10 protein-coding genes, 2 tRNA genes and 3 rRNA genes are annotated in these 16,002 nt (G+C 55.4%); 9 read left to right on the top strand and 6 right to left on the bottom strand.

Annotated elements, in window-relative coordinates:
- Nucleotides 1-239: 239 nt before the first annotated feature.
- Complete coding sequence (locus ACA064_RS06765) at nt 240-1,277, bottom strand: GlxA family transcriptional regulator (protein ID WP_497672679.1); 1,038 nt, start codon at nt 1,275-1,277, stop codon at nt 240-242.
- Between the two features lie 117 nt (nt 1,278-1,394).
- On the opposite strand from ACA064_RS06765, the gene ACA064_RS06760 reads away from it, so the two are divergent.
- The 7 genes from ACA064_RS06760 to ACA064_RS06730 all read left to right on the top strand — a co-directional run bounded on the left by ACA064_RS06760 (nt 1,395) and on the right by ACA064_RS06730 (nt 6,877).
- The gene (locus ACA064_RS06760) at nt 1,395-2,444 is read left to right on the top strand and encodes an ABC transporter substrate-binding protein (protein ID WP_497672678.1); all 1,050 of its coding nucleotides are present in this window, start codon (nt 1,395-1,397) and stop codon (nt 2,442-2,444) included.
- Nucleotides 2,445-2,459: 15 nt separating this feature from the next.
- The gene (locus tag ACA064_RS06755; protein WP_497672677.1) at nt 2,460-3,527 is read left to right on the top strand and encodes an ABC transporter ATP-binding protein; all 1,068 of its coding nucleotides are present in this window, start codon (nt 2,460-2,462) and stop codon (nt 3,525-3,527) included.
- A complete protein-coding gene (locus tag ACA064_RS06750; RefSeq protein ID WP_497672676.1) occupies nt 3,524-4,366 on the top strand; it encodes an ABC transporter permease in 843 nt (280 codons plus the stop codon). Before ACA064_RS06755 ends, ACA064_RS06750 begins: the two co-directional genes overlap by 4 nt.
- On the top strand, nt 4,363-5,151 hold the full coding sequence (locus ACA064_RS06745; RefSeq protein ID WP_497672675.1) for an ABC transporter permease: 789 nt from the start codon (nt 4,363-4,365) through the stop codon (nt 5,149-5,151). The genes ACA064_RS06750 and ACA064_RS06745 overlap by 4 nt, the downstream gene beginning before the upstream one ends.
- Nucleotides 5,152-5,188: 37 nt before the next feature.
- The gene (locus ACA064_RS06740; RefSeq protein WP_497672674.1) at nt 5,189-6,202 is read left to right on the top strand and encodes a proline racemase family protein; all 1,014 of its coding nucleotides are present in this window, start codon (nt 5,189-5,191) and stop codon (nt 6,200-6,202) included.
- A 158-nt stretch (nt 6,203-6,360) separates the two neighbouring features.
- Nucleotides 6,361-6,600, top strand: a complete 240-nt coding sequence (locus tag ACA064_RS06735) for a type II toxin-antitoxin system RelB/DinJ family antitoxin (protein ID WP_497672673.1) — start codon at nt 6,361-6,363, stop codon at nt 6,598-6,600.
- Nucleotides 6,590-6,877 (top strand): type II toxin-antitoxin system RelE family toxin, encoded by a 288-nt coding sequence (locus ACA064_RS06730; protein ID WP_497672672.1) that lies wholly within the window; start codon nt 6,590-6,592, stop codon nt 6,875-6,877. Before ACA064_RS06735 ends, ACA064_RS06730 begins: the two co-directional genes overlap by 11 nt.
- Before the next feature lie 106 nt (nt 6,878-6,983).
- Here the strand turns inward: ACA064_RS06730 and rrf are convergent.
- From rrf to ACA064_RS06705, 5 genes are all read right to left on the bottom strand, one after another.
- Nucleotides 6,984-7,099 (bottom strand): 5S ribosomal RNA (gene rrf, locus ACA064_RS06725).
- Between the two features lie 176 nt (nt 7,100-7,275).
- Nucleotides 7,276-10,167 (bottom strand): 23S ribosomal RNA (locus ACA064_RS06720).
- 227 nt (nt 10,168-10,394) lie between these two features.
- Nucleotides 10,395-10,470 (bottom strand) — tRNA-Ala (locus ACA064_RS06715).
- Between the two features lie 30 nt (nt 10,471-10,500).
- Nucleotides 10,501-10,577 (bottom strand) — tRNA-Ile (locus ACA064_RS06710).
- Nucleotides 10,578-10,659: 82 nt separating this feature from the next.
- Nucleotides 10,660-12,198: ribosomal RNA gene (locus ACA064_RS06705) — 16S ribosomal RNA — on the bottom strand.
- Together the 16S, 23S and 5S rRNA genes with 2 tRNA genes alongside form the textbook arrangement of a ribosomal RNA operon.
- A gap of 813 nt (nt 12,199-13,011) precedes the next feature.
- On the opposite strand from ACA064_RS06705, the gene ACA064_RS06700 reads away from it, so the two are divergent.
- On the top strand, nt 13,012-14,256 hold the full coding sequence (locus tag ACA064_RS06700; RefSeq protein ID WP_497672671.1) for a diguanylate cyclase domain-containing protein: 1,245 nt from the start codon (nt 13,012-13,014) through the stop codon (nt 14,254-14,256).
- A gap of 38 nt (nt 14,257-14,294) precedes the next feature.
- Complete coding sequence (locus ACA064_RS06695; RefSeq protein ID WP_497672670.1) at nt 14,295-15,542, top strand: HEPN/Toprim-associated domain-containing protein; 1,248 nt, start codon at nt 14,295-14,297, stop codon at nt 15,540-15,542.
- Nucleotides 15,543-16,002 lie beyond the last annotated feature (460 nt).

Genomic DNA, 16,002 nt, shown 5'->3' with positions numbered 1-16,002 from the left:
GGTGAATGGGCCATCGCAGCCGGTATCTTTAGATCGTGGTATTGAGCCTAAACCTATGACGCCAGACTGGAATGGTCCTTTAGCTTTCATTGGCACCTCCTTTAGTACCGGAGGGCAATGCGCCCCCTTGGTAGGAGCGAAACCTGTGGGAGCGGGCTTGCCCGCGATGGACGTCAACATTAACGCGTGCTTTCTGAATGAATGCAGCGCCCTCGAGTCCATCGCGAGCAAGCTCGCTCCTACAATGGCATTTGGCCTTGGCGCTGGAATTGACGAGGGGTCATGCCAAATCGGGTTCGAAACTCGCGAGAGAAATGCGCACCGTCGGCAAAGCCGCAATCCATTGCAATTTGCGTGATGCTGCTGTGACTGTTCAGCAGCAACCAGCTGCCGTACTCGACACGCAGCGAGCGCTGGAACTCCATGGGCGAGACGCCGAGCGACTGCTGGAAGGCTCGTGTCAGCTGCCGCCGCCCCAGCCCCACATACCGAGCGATAGCATCCAGGGTTGGCAAGCTGTCCATCCGTTGCTCGATATAGTGCGCGGCCTGTCGCACGCGCTCATCCTTGATATCTGCCAGGTTTGCATAGAAATGCGCCTGTGGCTGCCGCCCCTGGCGAATACCCTGCAACATCATGTGCCGTACCGCCTGCTGGGCCTTTTCTCGCCCGCAATGCCGTGCCACCAGGTACAGGCCCAGGTCAATCGCCGCCGTGGAACCGGCACAGGTGATCAGATCGCCCTCGTCGATGAATAGATGATCCACCGCTGCGGGCGTCTTCGGAAAGCGTGCGCGGAACGCATCCAGCACATTCCAATGGACGCACACAGACCGATTTCCAACCACGCCCGCTTGAGCCAAGGCGAAAGTGCCGGTGCATATGCCTAGCAAACGTGCGCGACTGTTCGCTGCGCGCTGCAACCAGTCACGCAGATTCTTCGGCAGATGGGTATTGGGGTAATCGTTCCCGCCACAGATGGCGACATAGTCGAATTCGCCCGGATCCTCTGACAGACCGCCGGCAACCTCCAGAACAATTCCAGCGCTAGAGGTTCGTGGAAGGCCGTCGACACTCATCACCCGCCATGCGGTATGGATCTGCCGACTGCCACCTCCCAGATCGGCAGACAACCGCAGCACATCCACAAAGCCTGAAAACGCAGCCAGGGTGAATTGATCCAGAAGGACCAATCCCACCGAGAGTTGCGGGCGATTACCTGCCTCGGGACCGGGCCGGTCAGGCGAAGCATGGAAATCGTTGTTTATCTGAGTCATCTTTAGCATGACCTAAATATTCAACTTTAAGACCCCACTGTGCAAGCCTCGTTGCCACAACGACGAGCAAGATGCAGACAAGGGGAACATAACAACAACTCCCCAGAGGGACATGACATGAGACTGAAGACTCGTAATGAAATCACAGTCGCGCTCCTGCTTGCAGGCTGCGTCTCCTCACCCGGCGCCATGGCCGAGCAGCAGAAGTTGACCGTTGCCTTGTACGGCGGCAACTGGGGTGAAGCTTTCCTCAGCTGTGTCGCAGAGCCTTTCACTCGGGCGACCGGGATTCCCGTCGCAGCCGAAGTCGGCACCTCAACCACCACCCTGGCGAAACTCCAGCAGCAGAAGTCCAGCCCAACGATAGATGTGGCCTGGATGGATGGCGGCATCAGCGAACTCGCTTATGCCGCGGGCGTAGTCGCCGATCTTGACCCAGCAGCCATTCCTAACCTGCAGAACGTTCAGGACAAAGCGGTCTACTCCAACGCTGGCCATACCTTTGCCGTCAGCACCGGTTTCTACTCGCTGGGCCTGACCTACAACACCAAGGAAATCAAACAGCCGCCCACCAGCTGGAAAGATCTGTGGAAGCCGGAATTCGCCGGCGCCATTGCCCTGCCTTCGCCCGCCAACTCTTCCGGCGTGCCGTTTGTATTCTTCATGGCTGATGTCTGGGGTATAGACCGGGCCAATCTGGAGCCGGTCTACAGCAAGCTGGGTGCGCTGGACACTGCACTGTTCTTCGACAGCTCGGGCGCCGCAACCAATGCCTTTCAGAGTGGCGAAGCGATCATCGGCGCGCACTTCAACGTCGGGGCCTGGGACCTGATCGATAAGGGAGCGCCTATCGGCTTCACCATCCCCGAGGAAGGTGCCTGGGCCACCGACGCTCGACTGCATCTGATCAAAGGTGCGCGAAACAGCAAGGCGGGAGAACAATTCATCAATACCGCGCTGACCAAGGAAGCGGCGTCGTGCCTGGCCGGCAAACTCTACCTGGGCCCAGCGGTTAAAGGCGTGGAGGTATCCGAAGACGTGGCCCGCAAGCTGCCATGGGGTGTGGGCGGTTCGATTGACAGCTTGCGCCTGTTCGATTGGGCCCAGATCAACGCCCAGCGCGCCAGTGTCACCAATGACTGGAACCGCAAAGTCAGCGCCAACTAGCTCAAGAGGTCTGCAATGTCAGTTTTGTTGAGCATAGACAGCGTCTGCAAAAGCTTTGGGGCTTTCCAGGCATTGGACAATATCCACCTCGATATCGAGCAGGGCGAGTTCATTGTTCTGCTCGGCCCCAGCGGTTGTGGCAAGACTACCTTACTGCGCTCGATCGCCGGCTTCATGCAGCCTGACTCCGGCACCATAGCGATCGATGGTCAGGATGTCAGCCGCCTGCCGCCGTATCGTCGCCCGTTGAATACCGTCTTCCAGAATTACGCCCTGTTTCCACACATGACCGTACTGGAAAACGTTGCCTATGGGCCGCGGCGCCAGGGAGTCAATCGCAGTGAAGCACGGGAGCGAGCTCGCGAGGCGCTGGCGCTGGTCGGCCTGGAAGCGCTGGAAGAACGTTTTCCGCGCGGGATGTCCGGTGGGCAGCAGCAACGCGTGGCGCTCGCACGAGCCATCGTCAATCGGCCAAAACTGCTGTTGCTGGATGAGCCGCTCTCGGCGCTGGACATGAAGCTGCGCAAGCGCATGCAACTGGAACTCAAGCATCTTCAGGCCAAGCTCGGTATCGCTTTCATCTTCGTCACCCACGACCAGGAAGAAGCGATGACCATCGCCGACCGCATTGTGGTGATGAATGCGGGTCGCATCGAACAGACCGGTTCAAGCAGCGAGATCTACAGTGCCCCCGCTTCGCGCTTCGTTGCCGACTTCATCGGTGAGGCCAACCTTATCGGCTATCAGGCCACCGGTGCCGGGGAAATTCGCCTGACGGTTCGAGATAAACCGCTGTTCTGCGGCGCGAAAAATATTGCGCCACAAGGGGTGGCCATCCTGCGCCCCGAGCACTTGCAGGTGCTGGATGCATCGAGTCCCGAGAGCGCAAGCTGCTACGAAATCCGCGGGACAGTGACCGATATCGTCACCGTGGGCAGTCATACCCTGATCCACACCCTGATTGACGGGCAGTCGATCGTGGCTCGCACCATGGGTTTCCCCAGGGCCGATCTGATTGCCGGGAGTGCCGTGCGCCTGGGCTTCAGCCCTGCCCACCTGCATCTGATCGGGGAGTCGCTATGAAACGCTCGGCGCTGGCCCCGCTATTGATGCTCTTCGGGGCATTGGCGTTTTTCGCGGCGTTCTTTCTCGCACCCTTCGCCGTGGTGATCTTTGCCAGCTTGACCAAGGGTGCCGATCAGGCTTTCACCCTCGATCACTACATCCGGGTGCTCGGCGACCAATACCACTGGGAGGTGATTCTGGTGACCTTCCGCATCGCCGCGCTGACCACCCTGGTCTCTTTGCTGCTCGGCTACCCACTGGCCTGGTACCTGGTGCGCGTGGTCAAGTGGCGTACCTGGCGACGAGCCTGTGTGATCCTGCTGGTGGTGCCGATGTTCACCAGTAACATCGTCCGTTCGTTCGGCTGGATGGTGCTGCTGGGGCGCAATGGCCTGGTGAACCAAAGCCTTATGGAAACCGGCCTGGTGGAAACGCCGGTACGCTTCCTGGGTACCGAACTCGGGATCCTGATCGGCATGGTTTACATCCTGCTGCCGTTCATCGTGCTTGCCGCAGGCAACGCCCTGGCGCAGGTCGATCCTGCCTATGAACAGGCATCGGAGGATCTGGGCGCCAGCCCGCGGGCGACCTTTTTCCATGTGGTCCTGCCGCTGACCATGCCTGGAATCATCTCCGGCTCGATCATGGTGTTTACCCTGGCGGCCAGCGCCTACGTGACGCCTGCACTGCTGTCGGGCGGACGAATTTCAGTGCTCTCGATGTTGATTTTCCAGCAATACAGCTCGGTCTTCGACTTCAACTATGGCGGCGCGCTGAGTGTCGTATTGCTGATCTTTACCCTGGTAATGGTCGGGCTCGCCGGGCGTGTCGGCAGTATTCGCGGGAGCAACCAATGATGACTCGTTTGCTGGTTCGACTGGTGTCCTGGGCAGTGCTCGGTTACATGCTGCTGCCATTGGTGGTGATTATGGGCGTGTCCTTGACCGCCTCGTCATTTCTCGCGTTCCCGCCTCAAGGCTGGACGCTGGGCTGGTACGGCAAAATGCTCAGTGACCCGAGCTATGTGTCCTCCTTTGCCACCAGCACCGTGCTCGCCCTGGCCGCGACATGCGTCGCGGTGTTGCTCAGCGTTCCGGCCGCGCTGGCGATGGCGCGTTACGAGTTCGCCGGTAAAGGCGCGATCGTCGCGGCCCTGACCTCACCCCTGGTGTTTCCGCACATCGTACTGGGCGCGGCACTGTTGCAGTTTGGCGGTTACTTCGGCTTGACCCGCAGCTTTCTCGCGCTGTTGATCGGCCACACGGTGATCATCTCACCCTTCGTGCTGCGCTCGGTGCTGTCGATGCTGACCCCGGAGCAACGCGCTCTGGAAGAAGCCTCCAGCGATCTGGGCGGCACGCCCTGGGCCACGTTCTTTCATGTGGTACTGCCGCAGATCCGCCCAGGCATCGTTACCGGATCGATCTTTGCCTTCATCTCGTCATGGATCAACGTGGAGTTGTCGATCTTCAACACCACCCCGGACCTGAACACCATTCCGGTCAAGCTCTTCAATTATGTGCAGTACACCGTCGACCCAACGATCGCTGCCGCCTCCGGCGCAACCATCGTCGTCGTGGTAGTCGCGGTCATCATTCTCGATCTGTGCATCGGTCTCGACCTTTTGTCAGAGCGCAAATAACCCCCCGTCATACATCCCGAAAGCCAGGAGTTCCGTCATGCGCATGCAAGACACGTTCGATGTCATCTATACCCATACCGAAGGTGAGCCACTGTGCATCGTACACAGCGGTATTCCCTACCCCGCCGGTTCGAGCATTCTGGCCAAACGGGCCTTTCTCGAGCAGAACTATGATTGGTTGCGCAAGGCGCTGATGCAGGAACCTCGCGGCCACAAGGACATGTTCGGCGTGTTCCTCACCCCGCCTTCAAGCAGTGAGTTCGACGCTGGCCTGATCTACATGGACGGTAGCGTGTATTCGCACATGTGCGGTCACGGCACCATTGCCGTGAGTATGGCAATGGTCGCGCTGGGCCTGGTTCCACGCGGTGCCGATGGCATTACCAAAATTCGCTTCGAAACCACCGCGGGACTGGTGGTGGCCGAGGTCGCTTCAGAAGGCGACCAAGTGCTCTGGACCCGCTTTGAAAACGTGCCGGCCTACGTGGCGGCCCAGGATATTCCCGTGCACCTGCCCGGCTATGGTGACCTCAAAGCCGACCTGGTCTGGGGCGGCAACTATTTCGGTATCGTCGATCTGACCAATTGCGACCTGCGCATCAGCCCGGAAAACGGCAGCGAGTTATCGCGCCTCGGTCTGCTGGCCCGCGAGCAGATCCAGAAACAACTGAAGATCCAACACCCTACCGAGGCCCATATCAACGATCTCAACTTCATCACCTTCTGGCACCCGGCGACCATCGAAGGCGCGTTCTACAAAAACGTCCATGTCTTCAGCGCTGGCCAACTCGATCGCTCTCCCGGCGGCACGGGCACCAGCGCGATGATGGCGATGTTCGAGGCGCGAGGAAAACTCGGCCTGAATCAGCCGATTCTATCCGAAGGCCTGCTTGGCAGCGGCACCTTCGAAGGTTGCCTGCTCGGCGAGGTTGACCTTAACGGTACACGTGCGGTGCGCCCGACCGTCAAGGGCACGGCCAGCATCCTGGGGACTTCGCGCTGGGTGATTGAGCGCAACGACCCGGTGGGTGCCGGCTTCGTCGTCAACTGACTGGTAACAGGTTTGCATCTGTTTCACCCAAACGCCTGATGCACCGCATCGGGCGTTTATAGTTTAAAGACAGGTGAAATTTTCTTTTAGCGGTCCATTGTAAAATCGCTCAGGCAATGCCATCGTAATGACGCATGTCTTTACAGGAGCGCACAAAAATGGCCTCAATCAATGTCCGTGTGGACGACGACCTCAAAACCCGCGCCTACCGTGAGCTGGAACGTTTGGGGGTGACGCCGTCTGAACTCATGCGCCAAGCCTTGCAGTATGTTGCTGAGCGCGGCCAGCTCCCTTTTCGGCCTGTACTGATGACAGAAGAGGATGAAACTCTCCTCAACACCGTACGCGAGCGATTGGCGTCACCGCAGCGCGTTAAGGTGACGTTGGATGACCTATAGCCTTGAATTTGACCAACGTGCACTGAAGGAATGGCAAAAACTGGGAGATACGATCAGACAGCAATTCAAAAAAAAGCTGGCTGAAGTTCTGCAGAATCCTCGCATCGAGCCCAACCGCTTACGCGAGTTGCCAGATTGCTACAAGATCAAGTTACGCAGCGCAGGCTACCGACTGATCTACCAGGTCCTGGATCAGGAGATTGTGGTGTTCGTGGTCGCTATCGATAAGCGTGAAAATGAAGCCGCTTACCGAAAGGCCACAGAGCGACTCAAATGACCGTGCAAATAACGGGCTTTGGTGCGTTTACGCTCAATCTTGCATTTTACGTCCCACAAAAACAAAACCCCTACCTGCATACGCAGATAGGGGTTTCGGAATTTAATCTTGACGATGACCTACTCTCACATGGGGAAACCCCACACTACCATCGGCGATGCATCGTTTCACTGCTGAGTTCGGGATGGGATCAGGTGGTTCCAATGCTCTATGGTCGTCAAGAAATTCGGTAGCCGGGTCGTGGGCCTTTTCAGGTTCACGCTCCAGCGAATGGGTATGTGATAGCTTGGTGTTTTGTGAGTATCTCGAACTTTCGGTTCGTTTCGTCTTCACACACCGCAATCTGGTGCCCTCTCTTTGTTTCCAAAAGCAGGGCCAACAAATTGCTTGGGTGTTATATGGTCAAGCCTCACGGGCAATTAGTATTGGTTAGCTCAACGCCTCACAGCGCTTACACACCCAACCTATCAACGTCGTAGTCTTCGACGGCCCTTCAGGGGACTCAAGGTCCCAGTGAGATCTCATCTTGAGGCTAGTTTCCCGCTTAGATGCTTTCAGCGGTTATCTATTCCGAACATAGCTACCCGGCAATGCCACTGGCGTGACAACCGGAACACCAGAGGTTCGTCCACTCCGGTCCTCTCGTACTAGGAGCAGCCCCTCTCAAATCTCAAACGTCCACGGCAGATAGGGACCGAACTGTCTCACGACGTTCTAAACCCAGCTCGCGTACCACTTTAAATGGCGAACAGCCATACCCTTGGGACCGGCTTCAGCCCCAGGATGTGATGAGCCGACATCGAGGTGCCAAACACCGCCGTCGATATGAACTCTTGGGCGGTATCAGCCTGTTATCCCCGGAGTACCTTTTATCCGTTGAGCGATGGCCCTTCCATACAGAACCACCGGATCACTAAGACCTACTTTCGTACCTGCTCGACGTGTCTGTCTCGCAGTCAAGCGCGCTTTTGCCTTTATACTCTACGACCGATTTCCGACCGGTCTGAGCGCACCTTCGTACTCCTCCGTTACTCTTTAGGAGGAGACCGCCCCAGTCAAACTACCCACCATACACTGTCCTCGATCCGGATAACGGACCTGAGTTAGAACCTCAAAGTTGCCAGGGTGGTATTTCAAGGTTGGCTCCACGCGAACTGGCGTCCACGCTTCAAAGCCTCCCACCTATCCTACACAAGCAAATTCAAAGTCCAGTGCAAAGCTATAGTAAAGGTTCACGGGGTCTTTCCGTCTAGCCGCGGATACACTGCATCTTCACAGCGATTTCAATTTCACTGAGTCTCGGGTGGAGACAGCGCCGCCATCGTTACGCCATTCGTGCAGGTCGGAACTTACCCGACAAGGAATTTCGCTACCTTAGGACCGTTATAGTTACGGCCGCCGTTTACCGGGGCTTCGATCAAGAGCTTCGCGTTAGCTAACCCCATCAATTAACCTTCCGGCACCGGGCAGGCGTCACACCCTATACGTCCACTTTCGTGTTTGCAGAGTGCTGTGTTTTTAATAAACAGTCGCAGCGGCCTGGTATCTTCGACCGGCATGGGCTTACGCAGTAAATGCTTCACCCTCACCGGCGCACCTTCTCCCGAAGTTACGGTGCCATTTTGCCTAGTTCCTTCACCCGAGTTCTCTCAAGCGCCTTGGTATTCTCTACCCAACCACCTGTGTCGGTTTGGGGTACGGTTCCTGGTTACCTGAAGCTTAGAAGCTTTTCTTGGAAGCATGGCATCAACCACTTCGTGTTCTAAAAGAACACTCGTCATCAGCTCTCGGCCTTAGACTCCCGGATTTACCTAAGAGTCCAGCCTACCACCTTAAACTTGGACAACCAACGCCAAGCTGGCCTAGCCTTCTCCGTCCCTCCATCGCAATAACCAGAAGTACAGGAATATTAACCTGTTTTCCATCGACTACGCTTTTCAGCCTCGCCTTAGGGACCGACTAACCCTGCGTCGATTAACGTTGCGCAGGAAACCTTGGTCTTTCGGCGTGGGTGTTTTTCACACCCATTATCGTTACTCATGTCAGCATTCGCACTTCTGATACCTCCAGCAAGCTTCTCAACTCACCTTCACAGGCTTACAGAACGCTCCTCTACCGCATCACCTAAGTGATACCCGTAGCTTCGGTGTATGGTTTGAGCCCCGTTAAATCTTCCGCGCAGGCCGACTCGACTAGTGAGCTATTACGCTTTCTTTAAAGGGTGGCTGCTTCTAAGCCAACCTCCTAGCTGTCTAAGCCTTCCCACATCGTTTCCCACTTAACCATAACTTTGGGACCTTAGCTGACGGTCTGGGTTGTTTCCCTTTTCACGACGGACGTTAGCACCCGCCGTGTGTCTCCCATGCTCGGCACTTGTAGGTATTCGGAGTTTGCATCGGTTTGGTAAGTCGGGATGACCCCCTAGCCGAAACAGTGCTCTACCCCCTACAGTGATACATGAGGCGCTACCTAAATAGCTTTCGAGGAGAACCAGCTATCTCCGAGCTTGATTAGCCTTTCACTCCGATCCACAGGTCATCCGCTAACTTTTCAACGGTAGTCGGTTCGGTCCTCCAGTTAGTGTTACCCAACCTTCAACCTGCCCATGGATAGATCGCCCGGTTTCGGGTCTATTCCCAGCGACTAGACGCCCTATTAAGACTCGCTTTCGCTACGCCTCCCCTATTCGGTTAAGCTCGCCACTGAAAATAAGTCGCTGACCCATTATACAAAAGGTACGCAGTCACCCAACAAAGTGGGCTCCCACTGCTTGTACGCATACGGTTTCAGGATCTATTTCACTCCCCTCTCCGGGGTTCTTTTCGCCTTTCCCTCACGGTACTAGTTCACTATCGGTCAGTCAGTAGTATTTAGCCTTGGAGGATGGTCCCCCCATATTCAGACAAGGTTTCTCGTGCCCCGTCCTACTCGATTTCATGACCAGGAGATTTTCGCGTACAGGGCTATCACCCACTATGGCCGTACTTTCCAGAACGTTCCGCTAATCTCAAAGCCACTTAAGGGCTAGTCCCCGTTCGCTCGCCACTACTAAGGGAATCTCGGTTGATTTCTTTTCCTCAGGGTACTTAGATGTTTCAGTTCCCCTGGTTCGCTTCTTACGCCTATGTATTCAGCGTAAGATACCTAACTTATGTTAGGTGGGTTCCCCCATTCAGACATCTCCGGATCAAAGTCTGTTTGCCGACTCCCCGAAGCTTTTCGCAGGCTACCACGTCTTTCATCGCCTCTGACTGCCAAGGCATCCACCGTATGCGCTTCTTCACTTGACCATATAACCCCAAGCAATCTGGTTATACTGTGAAGACGACATTCGCCGAAAATTCGCAATTTAACTCACAAATTTTACCTTAGCCTGTAACAACACCAGTGAAAGTGTTGTCCAGTCTATCTTTCTATCACATACCCAAATTTTTAAAGAACGATCTAATCAAAGACTAGAAATCAATATTCACATTGGAATATTCATTTCTAAACTCTAACGGTACGAAGCAGTAAGTGGTGGAGCCAAACGGGATCGAACCGTTGACCTCCTGCGTGCAAGGCAGGCGCTCTCCCAGCTGAGCTATGGCCCCGTATTTCTACAGGCGTGTCCCACACAAAATTGGTGGGTCTGGGCAGATTCGAACTGCCGACCTCACCCTTATCAGGGGTGCGCTCTAACCAACTGAGCTACAGACCCAATTTCGGGCTGCTTCTAATCGTCTTCTTCAATGAATCAAGCAATTCGTGTGGGAACTTATGGAGCAGCTGATGTCGTCGATTAAGGAGGTGATCCAGCCGCAGGTTCCCCTACGGCTACCTTGTTACGACTTCACCCCAGTCATGAATCACACCGTGGTAACCGTCCTCCCGAAGGTTAGACTAGCTACTTCTGGTGCAACCCACTCCCATGGTGTGACGGGCGGTGTGTACAAGGCCCGGGAACGTATTCACCGCGACATTCTGATTCGCGATTACTAGCGATTCCGACTTCACGCAGTCGAGTTGCAGACTGCGATCCGGACTACGATCGGTTTTCTGGGATTAGCTCCACCTCGCGGCTTGGCAACCCTCTGTACCGACCATTGTAGCACGTGTGTAGCCCAGGCCGTAAGGGCCATGATGACTTGACGTCATCCCCACCTTCCTCCGGTTTGTCACCGGCAGTCTCCTTAGAGTGCCCACCTTAACGTGCTGGTAACTAAGGACAAGGGTTGCGCTCGTTACGGGACTTAACCCAACATCTCACGACACGAGCTGACGACAGCCATGCAGCACCTGTCTCAATGTTCCCGAAGGCACTCCGCTATCTCTAGCAGATTCATTGGATGTCAAGGCCTGGTAAGGTTCTTCGCGTTGCTTCGAATTAAACCACATGCTCCACCGCTTGTGCGGGCCCCCGTCAATTCATTTGAGTTTTAACCTTGCGGCCGTACTCCCCAGGCGGTCAACTTAATGCGTTAGCTGCGCCACTAAGAGCTCAAGGCTCCCAACGGCTAGTTGACATCGTTTACGGCGTGGACTACCAGGGTATCTAATCCTGTTTGCTCCCCACGCTTTCGCACCTCAGTGTCAGTATCAGTCCAGGTGGTCGCCTTCGCCACTGGTGTTCCTTCCTATATCTACGCATTTCACCGCTACACAGGAAATTCCACCACCCTCTACCATACTCTAGCTTGACAGTTTTGAATGCAGTTCCCAGGTTGAGCCCGGGGATTTCACATCCAACTTAACAAACCACCTACGCGCGCTTTACGCCCAGTAATTCCGATTAACGCTTGCACCCTCTGTATTACCGCGGCTGCTGGCACAGAGTTAGCCGGTGCTTATTCTGTCGGTAACGTCAAAACAGATACGTATTAGGTAACTGCCCTTCCTCCCAACTTAAAGTGCTTTACAATCCGAAGACCTTCTTCACACACGCGGCATGGCTGGATCAGGCTTTCGCCCATTGTCCAATATTCCCCACTGCTGCCTCCCGTAGGAGTCTGGACCGTGTCTCAGTTCCAGTGTGACTGATCATCCTCTCAGACCAGTTACGGATCGTCGCCTTGGTGAGCCATTACCCCACCAACTAGCTAATCCGACCTAGGCTCATCTGATAGCGCAAGGCCCGAAGGTCCCCTGCTTTCTCCCGTAGGACGTATGCGGTATTAGCGTCCGTTTCCGAACGTTATCCCCCACTACCAGGCAGATTCCTAGGCATTACTCACCCGTCCGCCGCTCGCCACCAGGTACAAGTACCCGTGCTGCCGCTCGACTTGCATGTGTTAGGCCTGCCGCCAGCGTTCAATCTGAGCCATGATCAAACTCTTCAGTTCAAACATCTTTGGGTTTTTAGAAAACCCTAAATTTAGCTCAGCAATCGTTGGTTACATCTTTGATTTCTCGCGGAGTAACTTGTGATGCTGATAATCTTGTTGACTATCAGTCTGACTCCACAAGCACCCACACGAATTGCTTGATTCAGTTATTAAAGAGCGGTTGGTTAAGATCTTTCGTCTCAACCGAGGTGCGCATTCTACAGATACAAACTAGCCCGTCAAGCAATCATTTCGAAATTTTTCAAATTTTCTCTTTAGGCTTCAAATGCTTAGCTAGCCACCCTCCTCCTCGTCAGCCGGCGAAGAATGCCTTCCCAAAAAAAGGCAGCCTGAATCGCACACCTTTCTCTATACATATGAACACTTAGGCCCTAACGGACACATCCCTCTCCCCTAGCAACAGTCCCGAGCAATGACCCCACACAGCAACTGAAGGATCCGGAATTTACCTGCCCCCTCAAACGAGCAAACGCCAGTGAGATGCCACCTAACGGCAGCACCCACCACGCCGATCAACAACCTTGATCAAGTTGACTGAGGTCCTCAGGGCTCGAAGCTGCCAGTGGTTGCGGCTTAGGTCCAATAGAAACCACGGCTTGCCCATGAGACGGCGCGGGAAGGGTTGATAGAGTCTATTCCGGCTCAGGTTCTTTTACAGTCCATTTGAATATCACTTCGCTGTTTTTAGATCCGTTAACACTGCACAGCCACTGTTGAATACTCAAAGCTAACTTCACGTTCGACTAAGCTCAGGTTTTGGCGGACATTGCCAATAAGAATGGAATCAGCCACTTCTCCCTGAGGTAGCACATGAGCAATTTACCGCCAGCAAGTCCTGAGCATCCTGAAGCCTTTTCGCCAGTGATTGCCGTACCCAGGCTTATGCGCTGGAGCAAAACAATACCCAGTAGGTGGGCGCGCTATGGTCTGGTCGCCGTACTGCTGGCAATCAGCGGCTTTGCGGTGTGGTCTTCAATTACCACCGGACGCCTGGGGCAGGAGGCGATCGCTTCGAGTGTTCTATCCGACCACTACGCAGCGGCTGCGACTGCCGTGGCAGCCGTCGAGTCTCTGGAGCATAAGTATCGGCTGGACCCCAGCCCGAACGTACTGCGTAATTTCAACAGTGTCGTAGCGCAACTGAGCACTGCGCTCGAGCGTGTCCACCGCTCCGGATCGCCTGCGGATCACCTCCTTGTCGAGGATGTTCGCACGGCACTGACTCCCTACCTGGAAAGCATGAACAAGATGTTCGACGCCGTCGATCATGGAGATGGCGCGCGGGCGCGCCGGATCGACGAGGAGGAGGCCGACCCGCTGTTCGAAAAGATTGAAAAAGTCGTCCTGCGAGCAGCGGCCGATCACCACCAGCAGTCGATCATGGCGCTGGAGAAGCTGCGCATACGGGAGTCCTTCAACGCCAATACCACTCCCATCGTTTTTATCGCCGGGCTGCTCCTCGCCGGCCTGTTCACCAAAGTGCTACGGCGCACTCGTATCGAACTCGACAGTCAACGCAAGGACGCCTTGCACGCTTCGCTGCATGACAAGCTCACCGGGCTGGCCAACCGGACTCTCCTGGCCGACCGCTTCGAGCAGGCACTGCGCCTGGGGCGCCGCCATGGGTCAAGCACAGGTCTGTTGCTGATCGACCTTGACCGATTCAAGGAAGTCAACGACACCCTGGGGCACCACTACGGGGACCGCCTGCTCGACCAGATCGGCAAACGGCTGATCAGCGAAGCACGGGAAATCGACACGGTCGCCCGCTTGGGAGGCGACGAGTTTGCCATTCTGTTGCCCGAAGTAGAGGGCCTGGACGGGGCTTTGAAAGCAGCGCGACGGCTGCACACCGCGATCACTGCCTCTTTTTTAATCGACGGAGTCGACCTTGATGTCGAAGCCAGCTTTGGTGTGGTGGTTTCCGGTCTGCACGGCGATGATCCTTCGACGCTCATGCAGCGCGCCGACATCGCCATGTATGCAGCCAAGAAGCAGGGCAAGGGGATACTCGCCTACGACCCGAAGTCGGATCGAGCACACCCATCACATTAGCAGTCGGCGATATCACGCTCACGTACAACACGGGCTACATGGGCATCGACCATGGCATGCTCTTTCAAGAAGGCGACCGTAAGCGTCGTCGGCGTGGCACCATCAACTATGAGTATTACGAGCAGCACCCGGAGATGGACGTAACTCAAAACGAATTGTGTTTTTGCCGCTCCCTACGGTCAATGGTTCCGCGACTCGAATTGCTCGGGTACACCATGACTGCTGTTAAAGCTGAATATGACCGCCATGTCGCTTACGATCAGGAGCAGCGAACAGTAGCGGAGGAGTTGAGCGGACCTGTAGTACTGGACTTTGACCAGTTCGTTACCTTCATCCACGCATACGCTGTTTGTGATCTCAACGATGATTACACAGAGGATTACGATGGCGTGCACCGAGCGAAGCGTGGACTGTTCTCGAACGAGTCCGCTATCGTTCAACTGCCTGAGGGCGAAGCCTTCCGAGATACGGACGGATACTCGGAGCGGAGTCACTTTGGCAACCTGATCGGGTTTCTCAATCCCTACTCGATACTTCGAGTCCTAGCTGAGAACCCAGCCAACTTGGACCTCGATGTTGTGTGGGACTACGGCAGCTTCGTTCAGGCAGGCTGGGCGCAGAACAAGGACTTCGTCGCGGGTGCGCGTCGTACCCAAACGTACTTGATCGCGACAGAAGGAACATCGGACACACATATCCTAAAGCGCGCCATCGCGCTCCTTCGACCAGACATTCAGGACTTCTTCGGATTCATCGATGTGGAGGAGCGGCATCCCTTCTCCGGCACCGGCAATTTGGCCAAGTTTGCCGAGGGACTTATCAAGATAGACGTTCACAACCGTGTCGTATTTATCTTCGATAACGATGCAGAAGGGCTGGATACGTACTGCAGCCTGCAGCGGTTCGAGTTCCCCGCGAACATGCGAGCGATGGTGCTTCCTGACATCGAGGAACTGCGCAACTTCCCGGCGCGAGGTCCTAACGGTGTATCGAGCGCCGATATCAACGGTCGGGCGGCAGCCATCGAGTGCTACCTGGACCTGCGGTTGAAGGATCACAAGCCGCCGCAAGTGACCTGGACGAACTACAAAGAAAAGCTGGATGTCTACCAAGGCGCACTCGACTTCAAGGAAAGCTATGCGAAGGCGTTCTACCGTGCGACTGCGGAGTCCATCACATCAAATGGATACGACGTCAGCAAGCTACACATCGTGCTAGACGCTCTCCAGCACCAATGCAGTCAAATGGCTGAACAGATGCTACCAATCGCACAGCATTCCGATTGATGGCCCCGTCTATCTCGACCTATCCTGCCGACTCGGTAGCAGGCCTCTCCTGGAAATTATCCGATTGCAATCGATAGATCTCCGCGCTCAGTTCAGACCAAGACATAGCAGCATATTCTAATCTCAAATTTGCCTGCCGCAACGCCGTATACCGTCGCGAGATATGCATCATAGTCGCAAATACTGTCTAGTTTTCTGATCGTCTGCTTTGTGGAACTGCATTCGGCGCGGACAACATCGGCCATGGGTCGATTGCAGCCCTTAATGACAGGCAGAAACCGGCCAAAAGCAGTCTGTCGACAACAACAATTCTGCCTGTTTATTTGCGGCTACCAGGTTCAGGGCGTGCCCCTAAATAACTGATGCCTTCCAGGGCTGCTGTCGTTGTTGCACGTTAAATACCAAAGCTTGTCATGACCTAAAGCACTTTTCCCACTGCAATTGCAGCCAAGCCGAAAAA

The organism is Pseudomonas sp. LBUM1658, from assembly GCF_059716055.1.
The sequence above is the reverse complement of the archived record's forward strand: the minus strand, read 5'-3'. Positions and strand labels throughout refer to the sequence as shown.

Bases quoted from the DNA above. Each gene is read 5' to 3' on its own strand.
- ACA064_RS06760 (WP_497672678.1), top strand. From the start codon at position 1,395: ATGAGACTGAAGACTCGTAATGAAATCACAGTCGCGCTCCTGCTTGCA.
- ACA064_RS06695 (WP_497672670.1), top strand. From the start codon at position 14,295: ATGGGCATCGACCATGGCATGCTCTTTCAAGAAGGCGACCGTAAGCGT.
- ACA064_RS06740 (WP_497672674.1), top strand. From the start codon at position 5,189: ATGCGCATGCAAGACACGTTCGATGTCATCTATACCCATACCGAAGGT.
- ACA064_RS06700 (WP_497672671.1), top strand. From the start codon at position 13,012: ATGAGCAATTTACCGCCAGCAAGTCCTGAGCATCCTGAAGCCTTTTCG.
- ACA064_RS06735 (WP_497672673.1), top strand. From the start codon at position 6,361: ATGGCCTCAATCAATGTCCGTGTGGACGACGACCTCAAAACCCGCGCC.
- ACA064_RS06745 (WP_497672675.1), top strand. From the start codon at position 4,363: ATGATGACTCGTTTGCTGGTTCGACTGGTGTCCTGGGCAGTGCTCGGT.
- ACA064_RS06755 (WP_497672677.1), top strand. From the start codon at position 2,460: ATGTCAGTTTTGTTGAGCATAGACAGCGTCTGCAAAAGCTTTGGGGCT.
- ACA064_RS06750 (WP_497672676.1), top strand. From the start codon at position 3,524: ATGAAACGCTCGGCGCTGGCCCCGCTATTGATGCTCTTCGGGGCATTG.
- ACA064_RS06730 (WP_497672672.1), top strand. From the start codon at position 6,590: ATGACCTATAGCCTTGAATTTGACCAACGTGCACTGAAGGAATGGCAA.
- ACA064_RS06765 (WP_497672679.1), bottom strand. From the start codon at position 1,277: ATGACTCAGATAAACAACGATTTCCATGCTTCGCCTGACCGGCCCGGT.